17 protein-coding genes are annotated in these 19,673 nt (G+C 36.4%); 3 read left to right on the top strand and 14 right to left on the bottom strand.

All coding sequences use genetic code 11. From position 1 onward, the window contains the following. Window positions 1-9 precede the first annotated feature (9 nt). The 3 genes from ACQV2T_RS01495 (at window position 10) to ACQV2T_RS01485 (ending at window position 2,904) form a co-directional block, all read left to right on the top strand. Complete coding sequence (locus tag ACQV2T_RS01495; protein ID WP_428873506.1) at window positions 10-936, top strand: carbohydrate ABC transporter permease; 927 nt, start codon at window positions 10-12, stop codon at window positions 934-936. Further along, a complete protein-coding gene (locus ACQV2T_RS01490; protein ID WP_428873504.1) occupies window positions 936-1,808 on the top strand; it encodes a carbohydrate ABC transporter permease in 873 nt (290 codons plus the stop codon). Before ACQV2T_RS01495 ends, ACQV2T_RS01490 begins: the two co-directional genes overlap by 1 nt. Before the next feature lie 211 nt (window positions 1,809-2,019). After that, window positions 2,020-2,904 (top strand): LysR family transcriptional regulator, encoded by an 885-nt coding sequence (locus ACQV2T_RS01485; protein ID WP_428873502.1) that lies wholly within the window; start codon window positions 2,020-2,022, stop codon window positions 2,902-2,904. Here the strand turns inward: ACQV2T_RS01485 and buk are convergent. The 14 genes from buk to msrB all read right to left on the bottom strand — a co-directional run bounded on the left by buk (window position 2,901) and on the right by msrB (window position 19,673). Continuing rightward, window positions 2,901-3,971, bottom strand: a complete 1,071-nt coding sequence (gene buk, locus ACQV2T_RS01480; protein ID WP_428873500.1) for a butyrate kinase — start codon at window positions 3,969-3,971, stop codon at window positions 2,901-2,903. The two genes, ACQV2T_RS01485 and buk, sit on opposite strands and share 4 nt — an antisense overlap. 1 nt (window position 3,972) lies before the next feature. After that, window positions 3,973-4,881: a phosphate acyltransferase gene (locus ACQV2T_RS01475; RefSeq protein WP_428873499.1), complete on the bottom strand. Its 909-nt coding sequence runs from the start codon at window positions 4,879-4,881 to the stop codon at window positions 3,973-3,975. Window positions 4,882-4,907: 26 nt separating this feature from the next. After that, entirely contained in the window at window positions 4,908-5,945 is a 1,038-nt protein-coding gene (locus ACQV2T_RS01470) for a PTS transporter subunit IIC (RefSeq protein WP_428873552.1), read from the bottom strand. A 23-nt stretch (window positions 5,946-5,968) separates the two neighbouring features. Then, window positions 5,969-7,381, bottom strand: a complete 1,413-nt coding sequence (lpdA, locus tag ACQV2T_RS01465) for a dihydrolipoyl dehydrogenase (RefSeq protein WP_428873498.1) — start codon at window positions 7,379-7,381, stop codon at window positions 5,969-5,971. Between the two features lie 7 nt (window positions 7,382-7,388). Beyond that, a complete protein-coding gene (locus tag ACQV2T_RS01460; RefSeq protein ID WP_428876112.1) occupies window positions 7,389-8,720 on the bottom strand; it encodes a dihydrolipoamide acetyltransferase family protein in 1,332 nt (443 codons plus the stop codon). Between the two features lie 14 nt (window positions 8,721-8,734). Next, window positions 8,735-9,712, bottom strand: a complete 978-nt coding sequence (locus tag ACQV2T_RS01455) for an alpha-ketoacid dehydrogenase subunit beta (RefSeq protein WP_428873495.1) — start codon at window positions 9,710-9,712, stop codon at window positions 8,735-8,737. Window position 9,713: 1 nt separating this feature from the next. Then, complete coding sequence (pdhA, locus tag ACQV2T_RS01450; RefSeq protein ID WP_428873493.1) at window positions 9,714-10,820, bottom strand: pyruvate dehydrogenase (acetyl-transferring) E1 component subunit alpha; 1,107 nt, start codon at window positions 10,818-10,820, stop codon at window positions 9,714-9,716. Window positions 10,821-10,983: 163 nt separating this feature from the next. Continuing rightward, a complete protein-coding gene (locus tag ACQV2T_RS01445) occupies window positions 10,984-11,445 on the bottom strand; it encodes a YopX family protein (RefSeq protein ID WP_428873491.1) in 462 nt (153 codons plus the stop codon). 61 nt (window positions 11,446-11,506) lie between these two features. Continuing rightward, complete coding sequence (locus ACQV2T_RS01440; protein WP_428873490.1) at window positions 11,507-12,502, bottom strand: D-2-hydroxyacid dehydrogenase; 996 nt, start codon at window positions 12,500-12,502, stop codon at window positions 11,507-11,509. A gap of 1,029 nt (window positions 12,503-13,531) precedes the next feature. Continuing rightward, complete coding sequence (gene malQ, locus ACQV2T_RS01435; RefSeq protein ID WP_428893144.1) at window positions 13,532-15,013, bottom strand: 4-alpha-glucanotransferase; 1,482 nt, start codon at window positions 15,011-15,013, stop codon at window positions 13,532-13,534. A gap of 192 nt (window positions 15,014-15,205) precedes the next feature. Further along, window positions 15,206-15,724: a DNA-deoxyinosine glycosylase gene (locus ACQV2T_RS01430; RefSeq protein WP_428873487.1), complete on the bottom strand. Its 519-nt coding sequence runs from the start codon at window positions 15,722-15,724 to the stop codon at window positions 15,206-15,208. 398 nt (window positions 15,725-16,122) lie between these two features. Then, on the bottom strand, window positions 16,123-17,808 hold the full coding sequence (locus ACQV2T_RS01425) for a cache domain-containing sensor histidine kinase (protein ID WP_428893143.1): 1,686 nt from the start codon (window positions 17,806-17,808) through the stop codon (window positions 16,123-16,125). Further along, window positions 17,805-18,551, bottom strand: a complete 747-nt coding sequence (locus tag ACQV2T_RS01420; protein ID WP_428873485.1) for a response regulator transcription factor — start codon at window positions 18,549-18,551, stop codon at window positions 17,805-17,807. Before ACQV2T_RS01420 ends, ACQV2T_RS01425 begins: the two co-directional genes overlap by 4 nt. Before the next feature lie 6 nt (window positions 18,552-18,557). After that, on the bottom strand, window positions 18,558-19,673 hold the full coding sequence (gene msrB / locus ACQV2T_RS01415; RefSeq protein ID WP_428873483.1) for a peptide-methionine (R)-S-oxide reductase MsrB: 1,116 nt from the start codon (window positions 19,671-19,673) through the stop codon (window positions 18,558-18,560).

The following is a 19,673-nucleotide window of genomic DNA, read 5'->3' as shown; positions in this document are numbered from 1 at the left end:
AGGGTTCTTATGGCATCTGCCTCTCATAAAAAATCTCGTAGTAAACGGCAGCGTCGCAATTTTATTTTTTTAGTGGCCCCTGCTTTTATTGCACTTACTTTAGTGATTTTCATTCCCTTCGTGATGGGCATTTATTATTCATTTACGAATTGGGGCGGGATTATTAAGCCTGTTGCAGATTTTATTGGTTTAGGTAATTATAAAGAAAGTTTTGCCGATTCTCGTTTTCGTTATTCTCTGATGGTTACCTTTATTTTTGCTTTTTTTAATATAATTATTATTAATTTAGTCGCTTTTACTTTAGCTATGATTGTTTCTAGTCAAGTTAAAGGTAGAGATATTTATCGTGCGGGCTTCTTTGTTCCTAATCTAATTGGTGGAATTGTCTTGGGTTATATTTGGCAATTTATCTATAATAATGTTTTTCCTCAAGTTGGAGAATTGTTGGCTTTCGATTGGCTGGTTGAAAATCTCTTCTTAGGTTCTCCGCGTCTAGCTGTTTCTGCCTTGGTTTTAACTTCAACTTGGCAATATGCCGGTTATATTATGATGATTTATTACGCGGGCTTGCAAAACGTTCCTCGTTCATTGTATGAATCTGCTTCCTTAGATGGAGCCAATTGGTGGGGAAAGCTACGCCACATTACTTTACCAATGATTATGCCATCATTTACTGTTTCTTTATTTTTAACCATTAATAATTCCTTTAAAATATTCGATGTCAATTACTCCTTGACGGGTGGTGGCCCTTCTATGATGTGGAATAGTGAAGCCATCAAGTCTACTGAGTTTATCACTATGAATATTTATAATACTGCTTCTGTTGAAAATAATTTAGCTTATGGTCAAGCTCGAGCAGTAATTCTTTTTGTTATTCTAGTCATTATTAGTCTTAGTCAGACTTATATTACAAAACGTCAGGAGGTCGAAATGTAATGTCAATTATCAAATGGAAAAAGTTTTTCTTGGAGTTGTTCGCCCTCTTAGTTTTTGTCTTATTTATCAGCCCCTTACTGTTAATATTTATTAACTCAGCCAAATCCTCTCGCGAAATATTAGTCAATCCACTCTCACTGCCTGAAAATTGGGGACAAATATGGGAAAACTTCCTTACTATTTGGAACAACCCCTCTATTGATTATCCTAGTTCTTTTTTATCATCAGTAATTATTACTGTCACTTCCTTGGCTCTAATTAGTCTGGTCAGTTCATTAGCTGCTTGGGGATTAGTGAGATACAAATCAAAAACTTCTTCACTCATTTTTTATATGTTTGTGGCTTCAATGGTTATCCCTTTCCAAGTCGTCATGTATCCACTGATTACTTGGTTTAGAATCCTATCCATGAATGTAACTGAACCCCTAATGAATTTCTCACTCTTGAGATCTTATCCTGGGATAATCTTGGCCTACATTGGCTTTGGAATGGGCATGTCTGTCTTTATGTTTCATGGTTTTTTAAAGGGTGTCCCACTTGAGATTGAAGAAGCTGCCGAAATAGATGGTGCTAACAAACTACAAACTTTCTTTTATGTAGTCATGCCCATTATGAAACCAATCTATGTTACGATTATTATTTTAAATGGCATTTGGATCTGGAATGATTTCTTACTGCCGATGCAATTGTTAGGTGTCGGTAATGACATTCAAACATTACCGATTGCTATTTCAAACTTTGCCGGTTCCTACACTAAACAGTGGGATATGATTTTATCTTCATCCTTAATGATTATGATTCCAATCATTATTGTTTTCCTCTTTGCTCAAAAACAAATCCTTAAAGGCATGGTTGATGGAGCAATTAAATAAAACAAACTAAATAGAGATCCTGCCAGACAAATCAAAGAAGGATCTCTATTTTTATTAGCTTTTGAGGAAACTATAACAATATTCAAGCTCTCATAAAATCAATCATAATGCAAAAAACAAAACAATCTATTAAACAAAAATTAGCTTTATTAGTAGAAATAGCCGTCATTTGATATAATGAATTTAAAAAATCTAAAAGGAGGTGTCTATCTTGGATATACGTCAGATTAAATATTTTATTGCTGTAGCAGAAACAAAAAACATTTCTCACGCTGCTAAAAGTCTTTTTATTACTCAACCTACACTTTCCCAAGCAATTAAAAAAATTGAACTGGAACTAGATACACAACTTTTTACTTATTCAGAAAAAGAAATGACGCTTACTCATACCGGTAAAATTCTTTATGACAGGGGGAAAAACTTGACCGAAGCTTTCGATGAACTAGTTCTTGAAATTCAAGGCTATAATCATAATCCAGCTGAAATAATGAAAGTCGGATTAACTTCTCTCTTTGCCATTCAATTCATGCCTCAAATATCAAAATTTATTGCTACCCATTCCAACTTGGAATTGGTCCTAGTTCAAGATGGGTCTCGTCATCTTCAACAATTGCTTGCTGAGGGTACAATTGACATTGGCCTCGTTTCTTTTCCTAAGATTGAAGAAGGCATTCATATTGAACCTTTAAACACGACCACTCAAGGATATAAGGTCAGTGTTGTTCTACCTAAAAGCAACCCACTCTCTAGTCGTGCTTCGCTTGAATTTAAAGATTTAAGAGACGAAAATTTCTGTAATCTAACTGATAATTTTATGCTAGGTGAAATGTTACCTAAACGCTGTCGCAAGGTTGGGTTCGATCCAAATATTGTTCTAGTCAACAATGATTGGGAAGTGCTTACTCATAGCTTAAAAAGCTTAAACTCAATCTGCATTTTACCGAGTGAGTTTAAGCCTTTAAGCAAATTAGAAGAACTCGCTTGGGTTCCCTTGGAAGATCGCAATAACTATTATCCGATTGGTATTGCTTTGCGAAATAATTATACATTGACACCAGCGATGAATGAATTTATATCCATCATAAAATCAAATTAACCCATTTCTGCTAAACGATGTGCGGTCTCTTCCTGATTTAAGACGCGGTTACCACCTTTTGCTAAGGCAATCATTTCAAATTCTCCTGGGAATGGAATAAACGGACCAATAAATGCTGTTCTTTTCTTGACTTCATTTCTTAAAAATTCCGAATGAGCCATTCCACCTGTCATTGAAACGGCATCAACTGGACCGCCTATCGTAGCTGCCAAACAAGCGATTGTTTTCGCAATCCCTAAAGCCATAGCTTCAAGTACTAACTTAGCTTCTTCATCTCCATCAACAGCTCGTTGCTCGATCAATCTTAAATCCTTTGTTTGAAAATAAGAGTATAAGCCTGCTTCGTTTCTAGCAAATTTATAAAACGCATCGACTCCCCTTTCTTTGATTAGAGGGATTAAATTTTTAATAGCAATTCCACCAGAGCGTTCTGCTGAGAACATTACCTCATCGTCTGAAATAAAATCAACAATTTCACCACCTTGATGAGCACTAGCTGAACAGCCTCCTCCCATATGAACCACTATAATTTTAGCCTCTTGATAACTTTTCCCCATATCACTCGCTACTCGTCTAGCAACCGCCCGCATATTCAAATGATGTCCAATACTTTTACGACTCACTCCTTTTATGCCAGTCAGTCTAGCTACGTCTGACATTGAGTCGACTGTAATTGGATCATATATATATGCGTTGGTACCCGGTTTCCCAAAGTGATTGATTACGGCTTGTGCTAATTTGGCACCTAGGTTTGAAGCATGTTCAATAACTGGATGGAATTCTAGACGATCTAATAGCTCGTTATCAACTAGAATAGCCCCTGACTTCACTGGACCAATGCCCCCTCCACGGCCTACGGCAGTGTCAAGGTCTTTGGTTAAATGATGCTCTTCTAATAATGATAAAACATCTTGGGAACGCATTTCAAACTGATCAAAAACATGTGGAAAATGACTGATTTCCTCATTAGTATAGAGAATTTCATCTTTCCAGATTTCTTGATCGTTTTCAAAATAAGCTATCTTAGTTGATGTAGCTCCCGGATTAATGACAATAATTTTGTTCATTTTATTCCCCCTTATCCATCATTAACTGAGCTAATAGAATAGAGGCATATTTTTCACTAGCCGAAGCACTTCTCGAAGTTAAGATAATCGGTACGCGCGCTCCCATTATAATACCAGCCATCTCGCCGTCACCAAATAGCAAGAGTGACTTGGATAGACTATTACCAGCGACAATATCTGAAGCAATGATTAAATCAGCATCTCCTCTAATTGCTCCAGACCAATTTTTTTCTGCTGCACTTGTCGGTGATAAACTAATATCTAAAGATAAGGGGCCTTCTATAATTGCCTGCGAATTATCTGACTCCTCAGCGATTTCAGCAAAGTTAACAGAAGATGGCAATTTAGGAATTAAGGTTTCAGCTGCAGATAACAGAGCTACTTTAGGCTTTTCTACACCTAATTTGTGAAATACTTCCACTCCATGTTGGATAATTGTTTTATACTCTTCTTTATTCGGTTGCAAAACCATGCCACCATCACTTATGCCTAACAAACGATCAAGTTTGGGAATGGATAAAACGGCCATGTGGGTTAATAAGCCACTTTTGACAATTCCTGTCTCTTTAGCAACGACTTGTTTCAATAACTTTCCGGTGGAAAGCTTCCCTTTCATAATCGCACCAGCTTTACCTTCACGGACTAAACGAACTGCTTCAAAAGCTGCCTGTGAGTCGTTGGATTCGTCAATGATTTCGTAATCTTCTGCTGATAGTTGATAATTTGCAATGATTTTTTCTAATTGCTCCTTATCATCAATAAAGATCATCTTCAAGCCTTCTTCTTGAATGGCTTTTTTTGCACTTTTCATTACCTCATCGTCTGCAGCTTTTACTACAGCTAGGACGAATTTGTTTTTGCTAGATCTTTCTTTTTGTTTGAAGGACTTAATTTGTGAAATGAACGACATAACTTTCCTTCTTTCTTACTTTGTTTTTATAATTCTAAACGATAATCTTCCTCGGTTACTAATGGCACCGCTTGGGTAAAAACGTATTTAAAGACGAAGCCTAAACTAACAGGAACTACCACAAAAGCAACAAAAGTAATTAGGAGGTTTATCAATGAGAAACCACCACTTACTAAGTTCAGATGATTTATCGGACCAACCAGTCCACTAAAACCAAATCCTGCACTCATCGGTGTTCCTTGAATATTGAACAAAGCAGCCATCATCCCACAGACTGCAGCATTACATATAATCGGAATCATTGTCTTAGGATTTTTAACCACAATGGGCATTGACATCTTAGGTGAACCAATAAAGTGGGCCAAGGCTGTTCCTGAACCATTTACATTCCATCCCATAATAGCTAATCCAAAACCACAAGCACAAATACCAAGGTTTCCAGCTCCCGAGCCTATACCTGAAAGTCCTACAGCTAAAGCAATTCCTACCGTTGTAATTGGAGAGACTATCAAGATCGAAAAAACAATAGCAATTAAAATACACATTATAATCGGTTGAAGTGTTAATAAGCTAGCCACGCCTTGTCCAATTAGCACAGTAATACCTTTGACATAAGGCAAAATCCAATGGCCTATACTCCCTACTAAAGCTAACATTAAAGTGGGAATTACAATAATTGTGTATGATTTTAGCTTGTTTCCAATTAATAATATCACAAAAGCAGCTAATGCAGATGTTAAGCCGACATTAATGACGTCCCCTGTTCCATTCAGGGTAAGGGCGCCACCAACGAATTGAACCGCACCCCCTCCATACATTGCAGCTAGACCAATTGAGGCAGCTTGGATTGGATTAAATTTAAAATTCAATCCAATCATGACACCACTGACTAATCCTAGCATAGAGTTTGACATGGCTAGAACACCTAATAAAGGTGATCCCGGCGCGATAGCTCTAACCAGTTCTGTTAAGAGGGCGCCAGGAATTAATACGATTACCGTACCTAGAGCTAAACCATTAAGAATATTCATTGCAAATTGTTTACCGGTCATTTTATTTTCCATCATATAAATCTCCTTTTAATTTGCTATTGGTGAATTCCTTGATCTAAAAGTATTTCAGCAGCATCCATTATGGTTTCTGTTAGGCTTGGGTGGTTATGAATTGTTAATACCAAATCTTCAGCTGTCATTAAATTTTCAATTGCCAAGGTGATTTCTCCAATTAATTCACTTACTTCTGGACCAACCATTTGAGCCCCTATCAAACGATTTGTTTCTTTATCGGAGATTAAACGAACAAATCCTTCTTTTTCATTCATTGATAGAGCACGACCATTGCTTTGGAACATGAATTTTGCTTTTTTGACATTGATTCCTTGATCCTTAGCTTGTTTTTCAGTTAATCCGACTGTCGCAATTTCTGGATAAGTATAGCAGACTGTTGGAATAACTGAATAATCAACTGCTACTCCTGCATGACCAGCAATTGCTTCAGCTGCAACTTTTGCTTCATAACTCGCTTTATGAGCTAAAGCCGGTCCTGCGACAATATCGCCAATCGCGTATATGTTATTTTTATTGGTTTGTCCTTTCTCATTAACTGGAATTAAACCTTTATCATCAACCTTAACTCCGGCCAACTCTAAACTTAAGAGATCCGTATTAGGAACTCTTCCTACTAAAACCGCTACTTTATCAGCTGAAAGGTCTTCTTTTTTCTCTTTAACAGAATATGAAACGGTCACTTTTCCTTCTTTGTCTACTGCTGATTCAACGGTTGCTTTAGTAATTATGTCAATACCCTTGTTTTTCATCTGTTTAATAACTGGCTTGGTCAAATCACTTTCAAAACCATTAAGAATTCGATCACTTGCTTCAATGACTGTTACCTTAGTACCTAAATTAGCATAGGCTCCGGCCAATTCCATTCCGATATAGCCGCCACCAATTATAATTAAGGATGCTGGAAGTTCTGTTAAATTAAGTAGTCCTGTCGAATCAATAATGTTTTCACTAAATGGTAGACCTGAAAGTTCAATTGGACGACTACCAGTAGCTATAATCACATTCTTAAACTGATAGGTCTCGCCCATTTCTCCTTCTTTTACAACATGAACAGTCTGGTCAGAAGTAAACATTGCTTCGCCATGGATTATTTCCACTTTATTCTTTTTCAATAAGGCTTGAACGCCAGCTGTTAGTTTTTTGACTACTTCATTATTCTTCCAATCTTGTAGAGCCGTAAAATCCAGACTTGCGTCTCCATATTCTAATCCATAAGGCGTTTTGTTTTTAGTCTTAACGTATTCATTTCCGACCGTAATCATTGCTTTTGAAGGAATACAACCAACATTTAAGCATACTCCCCCTATTTGATCTTTCTCAATGATGAGTACTTTCTGACCTGTTTGTGCCGCTCGAATGGCGGCAACATATCCCCCCGGTCCAGATCCAATTACAATCGTATCAGCTTCTTTTGCAAAATCTCCTACTACCATTTGTCAATCACCCTTCCGATAATAATAAATCTGGATTATTTAGGTATTCTTTCATTAAATTAATTGCTTTTTGAGCGGTTACACCATCCACTACTCGATGGTCAAAAGCAAAAGATAATTTTAACACAGGTTTTAATACTGGATTCTTCTCTTCATCTGGTAAGAATTGTTCTTCAATTCGACCTACACCCAAAATAGCTACTTCAGGTTGGTTAATAATAGGTGTAGACCAAACTCCACCTGTTGCTAAGCCACCCACATTGGTTAAAGTCATAGAGCCATTATCCATATCTGTTGTTTCTAACTCTCCATTTTGAGCTTTATCCGCTAGAGTTTGGATTTCTTGAGCTATTTCAAATAGACTCTTTCTTTCTGCGTTACGAATCATAGGAACATATAAGCCTTTAGGAGTGTCGGTAGCTACGCCAATATGATAGTAATTATGGTAATATATTTCTCCCTTTTCAAGATTCATAGAAGCGTTTAGTTCTGGGAAACGTTTCAACATAGCCACTAGAACTTTCACAAAATATGCAGAATAGGTTAACTTAATATCTTTATTCTTAGCAATTTGTTTCATTCGATTACGATGTTCCACTAAAGCTGAAACTTCTACTTGATCAAATACCGTTACGTGAGGTGAAACTCGCTTACTTTCAACCATGGCTTTAGCAATTACTCTACGCATCATGCTCAGTTTTTCCACTCGATCTTCAGCCATTGCTTCAGTAGCTACTGGAGTCGCGCTAGAAGTAGACACTTGATTTTCAACGACTGCTTGACTTACTTGTTTATTTGAAGTTTCTTCGCTAGGGGCTACAGTTTGACCTGTTTCTAAGAAATGATCGATATCTTCTATCGTAATCTTACCGTGATTTCCTGTGCCGATTACTTTCGAAAGGTCAACCCCCTTGCTACGAGCATATTTACGTACTCTAGGAATAGCCATCTTACGAATATCATCCGATACAGCTTCCGTTCTATTAGTATCTTTTTCTTCCACTAGATCCACTGTATCTGATGTATTGGAGCTGTTTTCTTCAACCAGATTATCTTGAGAATCTGGTTGAGCAACATTTTCTACTTGGCTCCCCACTTCCTCTCCTTCAAGAGCTATATCGGCAATAGGCTTGCCTACTAAAGCAATTTCACCTTCTTCAGCATATAGCTTAGAAATTGTTCCGGATACAGGTGAAGGCAATTCAACAGCAGCTTTATCACTTTGTATTTCCAAAATGATTTGGTCTTCTTCAACCTTATCTCCAACTTTAACATGCCAGGTGAGCACTTCTGCTTCATGAGTACCTTCACCAGCATCAGGTAATATAAATTGATACATCAAAATGCCTCCTTTTAGAATTTAAATGTTTCTAGAGCCTGTTCATAGATATCATTCTCATCTGGTATCCAAACTGACTCCGCTGCCCCAAAGGTATAAACAGTATCAGGTGAGGTTACACGCGCAACAGGTGCATCTAAATCCATAAAGCAACGTTCACTAATATCTGAAGCTATCTGACCAGCAATTCCTGCAAGTCGTTGCGATTCTTGTAAAACAACTGCACGATGAGTTTTTGCAATCGAAGACTGAATTGTTTCAAAGTCATAAGGAGCTACGGTACGTAAATCGATTACTTCTGCTTCAATTCCTTCTTGTGCTAATTTGTCAGCAGCCTTAACTGCCAACCCTACCATTAGTCCATAGCCAATTAAAGTAATATCTTTTCCTTTACGGACTACATTCGCCTTATCTAACGGTACAGTATAATATTCTTCAGGTACTTCGCCTTTAACTGAGCGATATAATTTTAAATGTTCTAAGAAAACAACTGGATCGTTCGATTCAACAGATGAAATGAGTAAACCTTTTGCGTCATAAGCAGAAGAAGGAATAACTACACGTAAGCCAGGAACTTGAGCCATCATTCCTTCCAATGAATCAGAGTGTAATTCAGGTGTGTGAACTCCCCCACCATATGGAGCACGAATGGTTACAGGCATTTGACGAGTTCCACCATAACGAAAGCGAAAACGAGAAATTTGAGCCACTAGAGGATCCATTGCTTCTAAGATAAAACCAGAAAATTGTATTTCTGGAATAGGACGAAAACCTTCTGTAGCCAAACCTGTTGCCATGCCTAAGATAGCTGATTCTGCTAACGGTGTGTCAAACACACGATTTTTCCCAAATTCTTCTTGTAATCCATCGGTAATTCTGAAAACACCTCCGTTTAAACCGACATCTTCACCAAATATTAAGGTTTTGTTGTCACGGCTTAAAACTTCTTTAAGTCCTGCTGTAATTGCTTGTGCTAGTGTTAATACTGCCATCTTATCTCATCTCCTTTGCTTCATACTTCTTAATTTGTTCTAAAATACTTGGCGGAGTCACTTCAAACATGTTCTTCAAGAAATCAGAAACTTTTTGAGCAGGCTCTTGTGCCATACGTGCCATCGCTTCTTTTACTTCACTCTTCAAATCTTCAATGACTTGATTTTCTTTTTCTTCTGACCATAAGCCTTTTTCTGTTAAATAATTGCGAAGACGAATAAGTGGATCTTTTGCCATCCATTCTGCTAGTTCATCGTCTCCACGATAACGTTTTGGATCATCCGACATCGTATGCGGTCCAAAACGATAAGTCAAGGCTTCAATTAATACAGGACCGTTACCCGCTATCGCATATTCACGTGCTTTCTTGACTGTTGCATACATTGCGACTGGATCCATGCCGTCTACTTGTACAGCAGTAATACCTGCTGCAACCGCTTTTTGAGCCAAGGTTTGAGCAGCTGTTTGTTGTGCCACTGGAACAGATATACCATATCTATTGTTTTGAACAACTGTAATTAATGGTGCTTGATAAGCTCCTGCGAAGTTGATTCCTTCATAGAAGTCACCTTGTGACGTTGCTCCATCTCCACAAAGAGCCAGTACAACTGATTTTGAATCGTTGAATTTTTTACCAATGGCTACACCCGCTGCTGGAGGTAAAGTTCCTCCTACCATTACTTGGGGAGCATATGCATTAAAATCCTGCTCAAATTGGTTACCTGCAACATGGCCCTTATACCATAGGAACCCTTGATACATAGGCAATCCGTGACGAATCAATACTCCTAAATCTCTATAAGTCGGAACTAAGAAATCATCACGAGTTAAGGCAGCCAATGAGCCGAATTGACTCGCTTCTTGCCCTCCTGCCGTTGCATAATTTCCCAAGGCTCCTTGGCGATTTAAAATAATTGTTCTCTCATCAAGAGCACGACCCCAAACAATATCTTCCATCAAAGATACTAACTCTTCATCTGTTATTGATTTCAATGTTTCTGGATCAACAACTTTTCCATTTTCGTCTAAAACTTGAACCATTTCAAAAGGTTTGGCATACTGATCAACAACTTGGTTAAAGTCAACACTACTTAGCTTCTTCACCATGTTTTCACTACCTTCCATTATATTTTTTATTAAGCGCTTACAATTTTATTATAAGTTTTGTTTCAATAAAGGTAAAATACATAAAATCTATGATGCTATTGATTTTATCCTCAAGCTAAACAAAACCCTTAAAATAATTGACAAAGAGCTGTCTTCTCTTGGTTTACATTTTGGTGGTGTGTTTCTCGACTAATTGATCGAGATCATTTTCTAATTCATTTCCAATGACTTGACGATAGCTATAAGGATCATCCAAAGAAAAATAAAAATAGTTATCCCTTAAATAAGCTAATTTTTTCTCTACTTTAACTTTCAATTGCCATTCATTTTGTCTGAAAACAACCACTCCGATATTTTCTGGTGTATTAAGTCCTCCACAATTTAATCGTTCATGAATATATCGGCTCTTAACAATGTCTCCTTCATAGATCAGTTTACCACTCTTTTTAGCTGTCTTTTCAAACAAAGCCGTCGAATACATCAAGCAGTCACCTTCTGATAATTTCCATAGATTTGCTTCACTTTGACCGGCTAATACCCCCTCAAATTGATTTGTCCCCTTCTCAATAACTTGATCAAAATAACTCATTTGACGTTTTTCATCAAACCAAACTCTTGCTTTCATTTTTCCTTCCTACCCCCTATATAAAAATTAGATATACAAAATTGTATATCTAATTTTTATCTTAATTTACTCGATTTTTGGTTGTTCCAGTTTTAATGACATCTAATGTAGCGTTTAGGCCGCCTTCTACTAAGTTTTTTACTGATTCATCCGTATAAAATGCAATATGAGGAGAATAAATCACCTTAGGATGGTCTAATACTTTTACAAAGACTTCATCTTCAATTTCCTTGTCTGAAAAATCTTTGGGAATATAAGGCGCTTCATGTTCATAGGTATCCAGTCCAGCTCCTAATAGGATGCCCTCATCTAAAGCATTTAGTAGTGCCGTCGTATCAATTACTGATCCTCTTGCCATATTTAATAAGACTGCTCCTTGCTTAAACTTCTTAAACATCTTCTCATCAAATAAGTGGTGATTTTCCTCAATAGCAGGTATGTGTAAAGAAACAATATCTGCTTGTTCTACTGCCTGTTCTATCGAAGATTGATACTCTAATAAATCCTTCAGTTCATCATTTGGGTATAAATCATATCCAACTATTTTAGCGCCCATCCCTTTAAAAATTTGTGCGACACATTGGCCAATATGACCGGTACCGATAATTGCAACGGTCATATTTCCGATTACTCGACCTCTAATATTTGGTGTCCAAGAAAAATTATGCTTCTTCACTTGTTCTTGAATAGCATCATAATGCCGAATAAGATTCATCGCCGTCAAAGCTGACCATTCTGCAATTGATTCTGGTGAGTAAGTAGGGACATTGGAAACGATCAAATGATGACGTTTAGCCATTTCCAAATCATACATATCCACTCCAGCACTTCTTTGAGCGATCTGTTTAATGCCAAATGCCTCTAACTTAGCATAAATCGATTGCTCTAAAGGAGCCACTTGGGATAAGGTGACCCCATCATACCCTTCTACTTGGTAAATTGTCTTTTCAGTTAAAATATCTTGCAACATCTTAACTTCTACATTGGCTTTATTGGCCCAAGCCTCAACTATCGGTCTTTCTTCATCCCGGATACCAAATGCGATTATTTTTGTCATAATGACTCTCCTTTCTTTTTCACACTTATTCTATAAATAAACGTTTTTAAATACAAACAATTACTCTTTTTTTACAAAGTATCTCCACAGCCTAAAATTTTTGGTCTAAGCTCGAAGTCTCAATAGAAAAAACCTCCTTTTATAAGATTGTGATGGCCACAAAACAATCACAAACAGGAGGTCCCTTATAGAAAAATTTAACACAAAACGAATGACTGCACTCGCACAAGGTGAGTCTGTTCAGTAATTTTGCGCCTAGCCTTAGAAGATGCCATTAACTTTTTGCTGAAGAAAGAGCGGTCGATCCTTCTTAATTTTAAAAATAGGAAGCCGAAGGCTAACAAAAACACCCCATAAAAAGATTATGTTTGTCTTCATTGTGGCCCTGCTTTTGCTCCTATTAGACGTGGAAATGATTCAAAAGAAGCAATTAATCAACAAATCCAGCGAATCAGCAAAGTGAAAGAACAACTTCCTCATACAGCAGCTCTGGAGAAAACGATTTTTTGTTATATCACAGAGTATGATGCAAAGTTCAGACATCGGATACATGAAGCTTTGATAAAGTCCGCTTCAAACTTCAACACCTTGTGGATCAAAAAGGAGCTGTTCACAAAAAAATTAAGAAGAGAGCTAACAATGCGCTAAGTAGCTTGAATGGATGAGTCAGCGCCCTTTGCTTCCCTCGCCTTTTAGCTGAGCATACTTGCAAGGCGAATATTCAATCATATCAATGCAATCGACAGCTCATCAAAATGCGAGCTGACTATTAGAAAAGAGTAAAAATGCTGGTCTATTTATTATAATTTTGCGATCTAGCTTACACTATTAATTTGACACTAAGAAAATCATAATAAAATTGACTCCCTTCTAAAATCTTTGAAAGGCAAAGTAATTAAATTCTTTGATCCATGAAATGCATTATTGCCAGAAACTATTAGCAAGAATCTTTCTGAAAGAAATCAATGATAACCATCCGCAAGAAACAGGATAGCCATTTCTTTTACTGTTGAAATATTAATACTGTCCTTAGCGATAATAAGTTTGGGTGAGTTTCAACAATTTAGTCTTGACAGTTTCTGTTAATTGTTCTTTCGTCATACGCCATTTCCAGTTTCCTCCTAATGTTGCAGGAGTGTTCATTCGTGATTGGTTATCTAGGTCCAAAAGATCTTGCATACGAAAAATTGCTAAGTAAGATCGTGACATAGCAATTCCACGATTTAGACAATCAGCTATACTTTCGTCTTTTAATTCTCCTAGATAATTTTTTATTTTATCTATAGACGCCGGACTCGCTGTATCTTGTGCCCATCCCCTAGCTGTTTCATTGTCATGAGTGCCAACATAAGCTATTGAATTGTGTGGATAGTGGTGGGGGAGATCTGGTGAGTCACCCACTTCCTCAAAACCAAACTGTAAGATTTTCATCCCAGGAAAACCGGTCGCTTCTCGCATAGCAATCACGTCAGCTGTCATAAAACCTAAATCTTCAGCGATAATATTTAAGTCTCCTAACGCTTCATTGACAGCAGCAAACAAATCACAACCTGGTCCTTTAGACCATGCTCCTTCAGCGGATGTTTTAGCCGAAAGCGGAACTTGCCAAAAAGACTCAAACCCTCTAAAATGGTCGATTCGCACCCAGTCGTAAAGTTTAAAACTCTCTTTAAAACGTTGGACCCACCATTTATAATTTTGTTGACGATGATATTCCCAGTCATAAATTGGATTGCCCCAAAGTTGTCCATCGGTGGAAAAGTTGTCAGGTGGCGTTCCTGCTACTAGAGTCGGATTGCCCTCTCTATCGACTTTGAATAATTCTGGATGGGTCCACATTTCTACGCTATCTCTCGAGACATAGATCGGCATATCTCCAATAATCTCAATCCCTTTTTGATTGGCATAGGCTTTTAAGGATTGCCATTGTTGGTAAAAAAAGAATTGGGTTATTCGATAATAATCAAGTCGTTCAGCTAAATCTAAACGATAGCTAGCTATAGCATCAGCCTCCCGTTTTCTTGCTGGTTCATCCCACTCATACCAAGCTTTAAGATCAAACGTTTCTTTAATCGCCATATATTCAGCAAAAGGATTTAACCAATCCTGATTTTCTTGTATAAATTGTTGGTAGCTATCACTTAGATTCTTGTTTTTAAAACGTTGAACGGCACTTTCCAAGATAGTTTGGCGACTTTTAAAGATTAAAGCATAGTCCACTGACTTTCTATCTTGGCCGAAGTCGATTCCTTCTATATCTTCTAATGTTAATAAATCTTCTTTTTGCAGTATGTCTAAATCAATAAAATAAGGATTTCCGGCATAAGCTGAAAAAGATTGATAAGGTGAATCTCCATAAGAAGTCGTTGTTAGAGGTAATATTTGCCAGTATTTTTGTTTAGTATCCGATAGAAAATCAACAAAATCATAAGCTGCTTGCCCAAAGGACCCAATTCCATAATCGTTGGGTAGCGAAGATATATGCATTAAAACCCCACTTGAACGTTCCATCTTTTCCTCCTTTGATTTAATCATTTGTTTATATTGCTTGTTCTTTTACATTCAGTCCTTCCCCACTCATCTATTAGTAATAGTCAACCATGACATATACCATTATCTTGAGTCTGCTCTACTTTATATTTTCTCCCATCCTTAATAGAGTATGTTCATTATACCCATTCTGGCCCATTTTTCACTAATCCTTTATTCATCTAGATAGGTGATTATTTTTTTCCATTCTAAAAACAAATCATCTAAACGAAATCGCGCATTGGCTGGACTGGTAGAAGATAATTTAATTCCCCTAATACCCATATCTTTTGCATGATATTTTTGATAATACTTATAAGAAGTAGTTCCATTACAGAAAACTTGCTGAATAGATGCTTTGTCAAAAATCATTTTTAAATTAGAAGGAATTACATTTTTAATGCTAGCGTCACTCGAACCGACAATATCGCATTGATATATCGAATCATAAACGGCAATTTTATGATTCATTAAAAATTTTCTTCTTTCTTCTATATTGGAACTTAATGCTTCATTAAATAGTTTTTCCATCAAAGGCCAAAAACGGTTTTGTGGATGTCCATAGAAAAAACCATACTCTCTCGTTTTCACTGAAGGGAATGAGCCTAAGATTAAGATTTTAGAGTCCTTTTTATAGAATGGCTTCAAGGGATGAATAATTGTTTGATAATCCTTTTTGCTGTCTTTAGTCATTGAATAATTCCTCCTCTCGATGACTTTATGATCCATCTAACTTGCTGTCTATCATTTCTAGCTCACATTTTTCACTTAATCAAAAAGGCTTTCCTTTAGCAAAAAGGCACAAGACTTATTGTTGAATTACTTTCAGATCTTCTCCCTTCTACTTACTTGAGTAAGCTCAGGGTTTGTTTTTTTGATGAAATACATAATAGCTTCTAACTAATCCTATTTTTGACTTTTAATGCGTCAATAAATTGCTATCTTTTCTTATTTACATTTTAAATGATTGATTGTTTGATAACAAATTTTACGGTTAGGACTGTCAAGTCAAAAAGAACCAGGAACGTTTTACAGTGTCGCTGGTTCAATTCTTTTAACGGTCTTGTAGAAATTTAGGATAGAAATACTTTTTAGATTTTTATCTTTAATGTTACCCTAGTTAATTGATCATCACTGGTATAGCTTAGGCCATAAGCTTCTCCGTAGAGGATTTTCAGTCTTTGATCCACATTAGCCATACCTATACCGCCTAGTTTAGGCTTTGGTTTGTTTGAATGCTCTTTACCTTTAAATCCTATCCCATCATCTTCCACTTGAATCATTAAAGCGTTCGCTCCAATCCTGGAAGTAATTTGGATATGCGACTGGCCTTTTTTAGTTTTAATACCATGATAAATAGCATTTTCAACAATCGGTTGAATAATTAACTTAGGTACTAAAATTTCGCCTGTATTTGCTCCAAGCGAAATATCGTAATCAAATTTATCATCATACCTAATCTTTTGGATGTTCATATAATTTTTAACCTGCTCTACTTCTCTCTTCAATTCAATAACGTCCTCGTCCACACTCAAGGTGGTCCGTAATAAACTACCTAAAGATTGAATAACTTCGACAGCTTGATCTTTTTCTCCTAGTTCAACCAGCCATAAAATAGTATCCAAAGTGTTATAGATAAAATGTGGGTTAATTTGACTTTGAAGGGCTTTTAATTCATAAGTACGCTTAGCTTTTTCCTTTTCTTCAATTGCCTCTGTCAATTTTTTTACCCGATTTAATAACAAATTATACTCCAAGGTCAGTTCTCTGATTTCTAGAGAAGCTTGTTGGTTTACCGGGATATTCGAAAATTCTTGATTCACTTTTTTCATCTCATCAATTAAGTCCACAATAGGATTGGTGACTTTTTTTGATACGAAAATCGAAAGAAAAATACTTGAAAGTAGAATTAAAAAAGCCCAGATAAGCATTTCGGTAATCAGCTTTCTATTTAGAATGTAAATTTCTTCAGGACTTCTAACTTGCGTCAATTGCCAATTTGTATTCGGAACATAGATTGATGAAATAATGTAATCTTCTTTGTTAAAAGCACTCGAATCTTCAATAATAGCAAGGTAATTGGCCTTTTCTTTTAGCGAATCACCATTCATCTGTTCAGAATCAAAAATCAGCTGCTTATTTTCATCTACAATAAAGGCAAAACCATTTTCCCCTAAATTTACCGTAGAAATATAATCTTCAATAAACTTATAGGAGACATCTATGATAGAAAGTCCTTGAAATTGTCTATTAGCATCTTCGATTTTATGACTCAAGGAAATGACTCGTTCACTTTTATTCATGGTAAAGCCCGAATGATTTTCACGAGTAATTTGAGCCATGTTATTCGACTTTAAAGCTGTTTGGTACCAGTCTTCATTCAACACCGACGCTTTACTTTCCATTACACTTCCGGTTTGAGTAATTAACTGACCGGATTGAGTAATTATCATAATATTTTTTATAATGTTATCGCTCGATTTTATTAAATCAAGCGTGCTTTTTAAAGCACGCTCATCAATTGCTTGCTCCTGATTGCTATTTAATTCGGGGGTCATGGCTAATAAACTATTTAAACTTTTCATCTTCTCAAGATAAGAAGCAATATATAAACTAGCCGTCTTCAACTGCTGACTGTTTTCCATTTCGATATTTTGCTTAATAATTTTAACTGAAGACCTATAATTAGCATAAGATAATATTAAAACGATCATCATTGAAATACTGAAAAAGTATACACTGATTTTTCGGTCAAATCGGTTGCGCATTGTTTTCATTTTTTTGCCTGCCTAAACTGTTTGGGGGTGATTTGATAATATTTTTTGAATTTAGTGATAAAATAATTGACATCTTCGATTCCGATCTCATGCGCAATCTCATAGTTCTTTTTATCGCTTGATAGTAAAAGTAGCTTTGCTTTCTCCATACGTCGTTTATTGATATAGTCCTGAAAGCTCATTCCATAGTAATCTTTGATCAAAACAGACAAATAATTACTATTATAGCCGATTGCTTCCGCCATCTGACTAAGCGACAAATCAGCTTGAAATATATGTTTATCCAAATAGTCTTCAATCAAATCTGAGCGTTTAACCCTATCGACTTCTTCAGGAACTAATGCCTGAATTTCATCTTTTTGACGTTTTTCTTTTATCTTAGTAATCGCTGTTTGTAAGATGAACTCAATGTCTTTTTTGGATACTGGTTTCAAAATATAATCATCCACTTTAGCTCGAATAGCCTTTTGCATGTATTCAAAATAATCGTAACCTGTTAAGATAATAATATATATTTTGGGATAATTAGCCTTGACAGATTCAGCCACACTCAAGCCATCCAGCTTAGGCATATTAATATCTAGAAGCAAAATATCAGGTTGAAAGTCTTCTACCACATTTAAAGTTTCTTCACCATCTTCTGCTTCATAAACGTCTGAAATGCCTAAATCTTCTAATGGAATTAATTGTTTAATACCCCTGCGAATGATTGATTCATCATCAGCTATCAATAATTTCAACATAATAACCTACTTCACAAAATTTATTAAGGATTCATAGCCTGCAGCTTTCATTTCTTCTAATGGGATAAAATCAATTGAAGCACTATTAATACAGTACCTCAAACCGCCTAATTCTTCAGGCCCATCTTCAAACACATGACCTAAATGTGAATCGCCTGCACGGCTTCTAACCTCGATTCTACTCATATTATAACTTAAATCTTCATTATATGTTACGACTTCCTTAGCGATGGGGCGAGAAAAAGATGGCCAGCCACAGCCAGAATCAAACTTATCTTTTGAACTAAAGAGAGGTTCACCCGTAGCTACATCGACATAAATTCCCGCTGCTTCATTATCCCAATATTCGTTAGAAAAAGAAGACTCTGTATCATTTTTTTGCGTTACTTTATATTGTATGGCTGTTAATTTATCTTTGAGCTCTTGATCACTTGGCTTTGGATATAGAGCCGGATCAATTAAAGGTTCATTAGCCTTATTCAAATCAATATGACAATAGCCATTGGGGTTTTTCTCTAAATAATCTTGATGATATTCTTCAGCTGGATAGAAATCTTTCAATTCTTCTACTTCTACTTGAATGGTTTTACGATATTTGGCCTGTTCTTTATCTAAGCGAGCTTGAATGATCGCTTGATCAGTAGTTTCAGTAAAATAAATACCTGTGCGGTATTGAACACCGCGGTCATTTCCTTGACGGTTCTTACTCGTTGGATCAACTACTTTTAGATAATAATCTAACAGTCCATCTAAAGAAATGCGCTCCGGATCATAGGTCACCTCAACCGTTTCGGCATGGCCCGATCCTTTAATCACTTCTTCATAACTTACTTCCCTCTTGTTTCCATTCGCATAGCCACTGATTACATCTGCAACACCGTAGACTCTTTCCATATAGGCTTCAACACCCCAGAAACAGCCACCGGCTAAATAAATTTTTTTCAAATCAGCAGAAGAATAATCGATGTCTTTGTTAGGGTTCACTTTGCTTTTAGCTTTCTCTTGATCCAATATGGCGTCAATTTCAGCTAATTTACTGTCATTCACTTTATTGTTAGAACTCACTTGTGAACAAGCGACTAAAAATAGGGCAAACGCCAATAAAACGAATATCTTTTTCAT

Origin of the sequence: Facklamia sp. P13069, from assembly GCF_050409405.1 — a bacterium.
Taxonomy (GTDB): domain Bacteria; phylum Bacillota; class Bacilli; order Lactobacillales; family Aerococcaceae; genus Facklamia.
This window is presented reverse-complemented; position numbering and strand designations above follow the sequence as displayed.

Coding starts and splice junctions, on each gene's coding strand:
- ACQV2T_RS01425 (WP_428893143.1), bottom strand. CDS start 17,808: ATGAAAACAATGCGCAACCGATTTGACCGAAAAATCAGTGTATACTTT.
- ACQV2T_RS01420 (WP_428873485.1), bottom strand. CDS start 18,551: ATGTTGAAATTATTGATAGCTGATGATGAATCAATCATTCGCAGGGGT.
- pdhA (WP_428873493.1), bottom strand. CDS start 10,820: ATGGTGAAGAAGCTAAGTAGTGTTGACTTTAACCAAGTTGTTGATCAG.
- msrB (WP_428873483.1), bottom strand. CDS start 19,673: ATGAAAAAGATATTCGTTTTATTGGCGTTTGCCCTATTTTTAGTCGCT.
- malQ (WP_428893144.1), bottom strand. CDS start 15,013: ATGGAACGTTCAAGTGGGGTTTTAATGCATATATCTTCGCTACCCAAC.
- ACQV2T_RS01440 (WP_428873490.1), bottom strand. CDS start 12,502: ATGACAAAAATAATCGCATTTGGTATCCGGGATGAAGAAAGACCGATA.
- ACQV2T_RS01490 (WP_428873504.1), top strand. CDS start 936: ATGTCAATTATCAAATGGAAAAAGTTTTTCTTGGAGTTGTTCGCCCTC.
- ACQV2T_RS01475 (WP_428873499.1), bottom strand. CDS start 4,881: ATGTCGTTCATTTCACAAATTAAGTCCTTCAAACAAAAAGAAAGATCT.
- ACQV2T_RS01460 (WP_428876112.1), bottom strand. CDS start 8,720: ATGTATCAATTTATATTACCTGATGCTGGTGAAGGTACTCATGAAGCA.
- ACQV2T_RS01445 (WP_428873491.1), bottom strand. CDS start 11,445: ATGAAAGCAAGAGTTTGGTTTGATGAAAAACGTCAAATGAGTTATTTT.
- ACQV2T_RS01455 (WP_428873495.1), bottom strand. CDS start 9,712: ATGGCAGTATTAACACTAGCACAAGCAATTACAGCAGGACTTAAAGAA.
- ACQV2T_RS01470 (WP_428873552.1), bottom strand. CDS start 5,945: ATGGAAAATAAAATGACCGGTAAACAATTTGCAATGAATATTCTTAAT.
- buk (WP_428873500.1), bottom strand. CDS start 3,971: ATGAACAAAATTATTGTCATTAATCCGGGAGCTACATCAACTAAGATA.
- ACQV2T_RS01430 (WP_428873487.1), bottom strand. CDS start 15,724: ATGACTAAAGACAGCAAAAAGGATTATCAAACAATTATTCATCCCTTG.
- lpdA (WP_428873498.1), bottom strand. CDS start 7,381: ATGGTAGTAGGAGATTTTGCAAAAGAAGCTGATACGATTGTAATTGGA.
- ACQV2T_RS01495 (WP_428873506.1), top strand. CDS start 10: ATGGCATCTGCCTCTCATAAAAAATCTCGTAGTAAACGGCAGCGTCGC.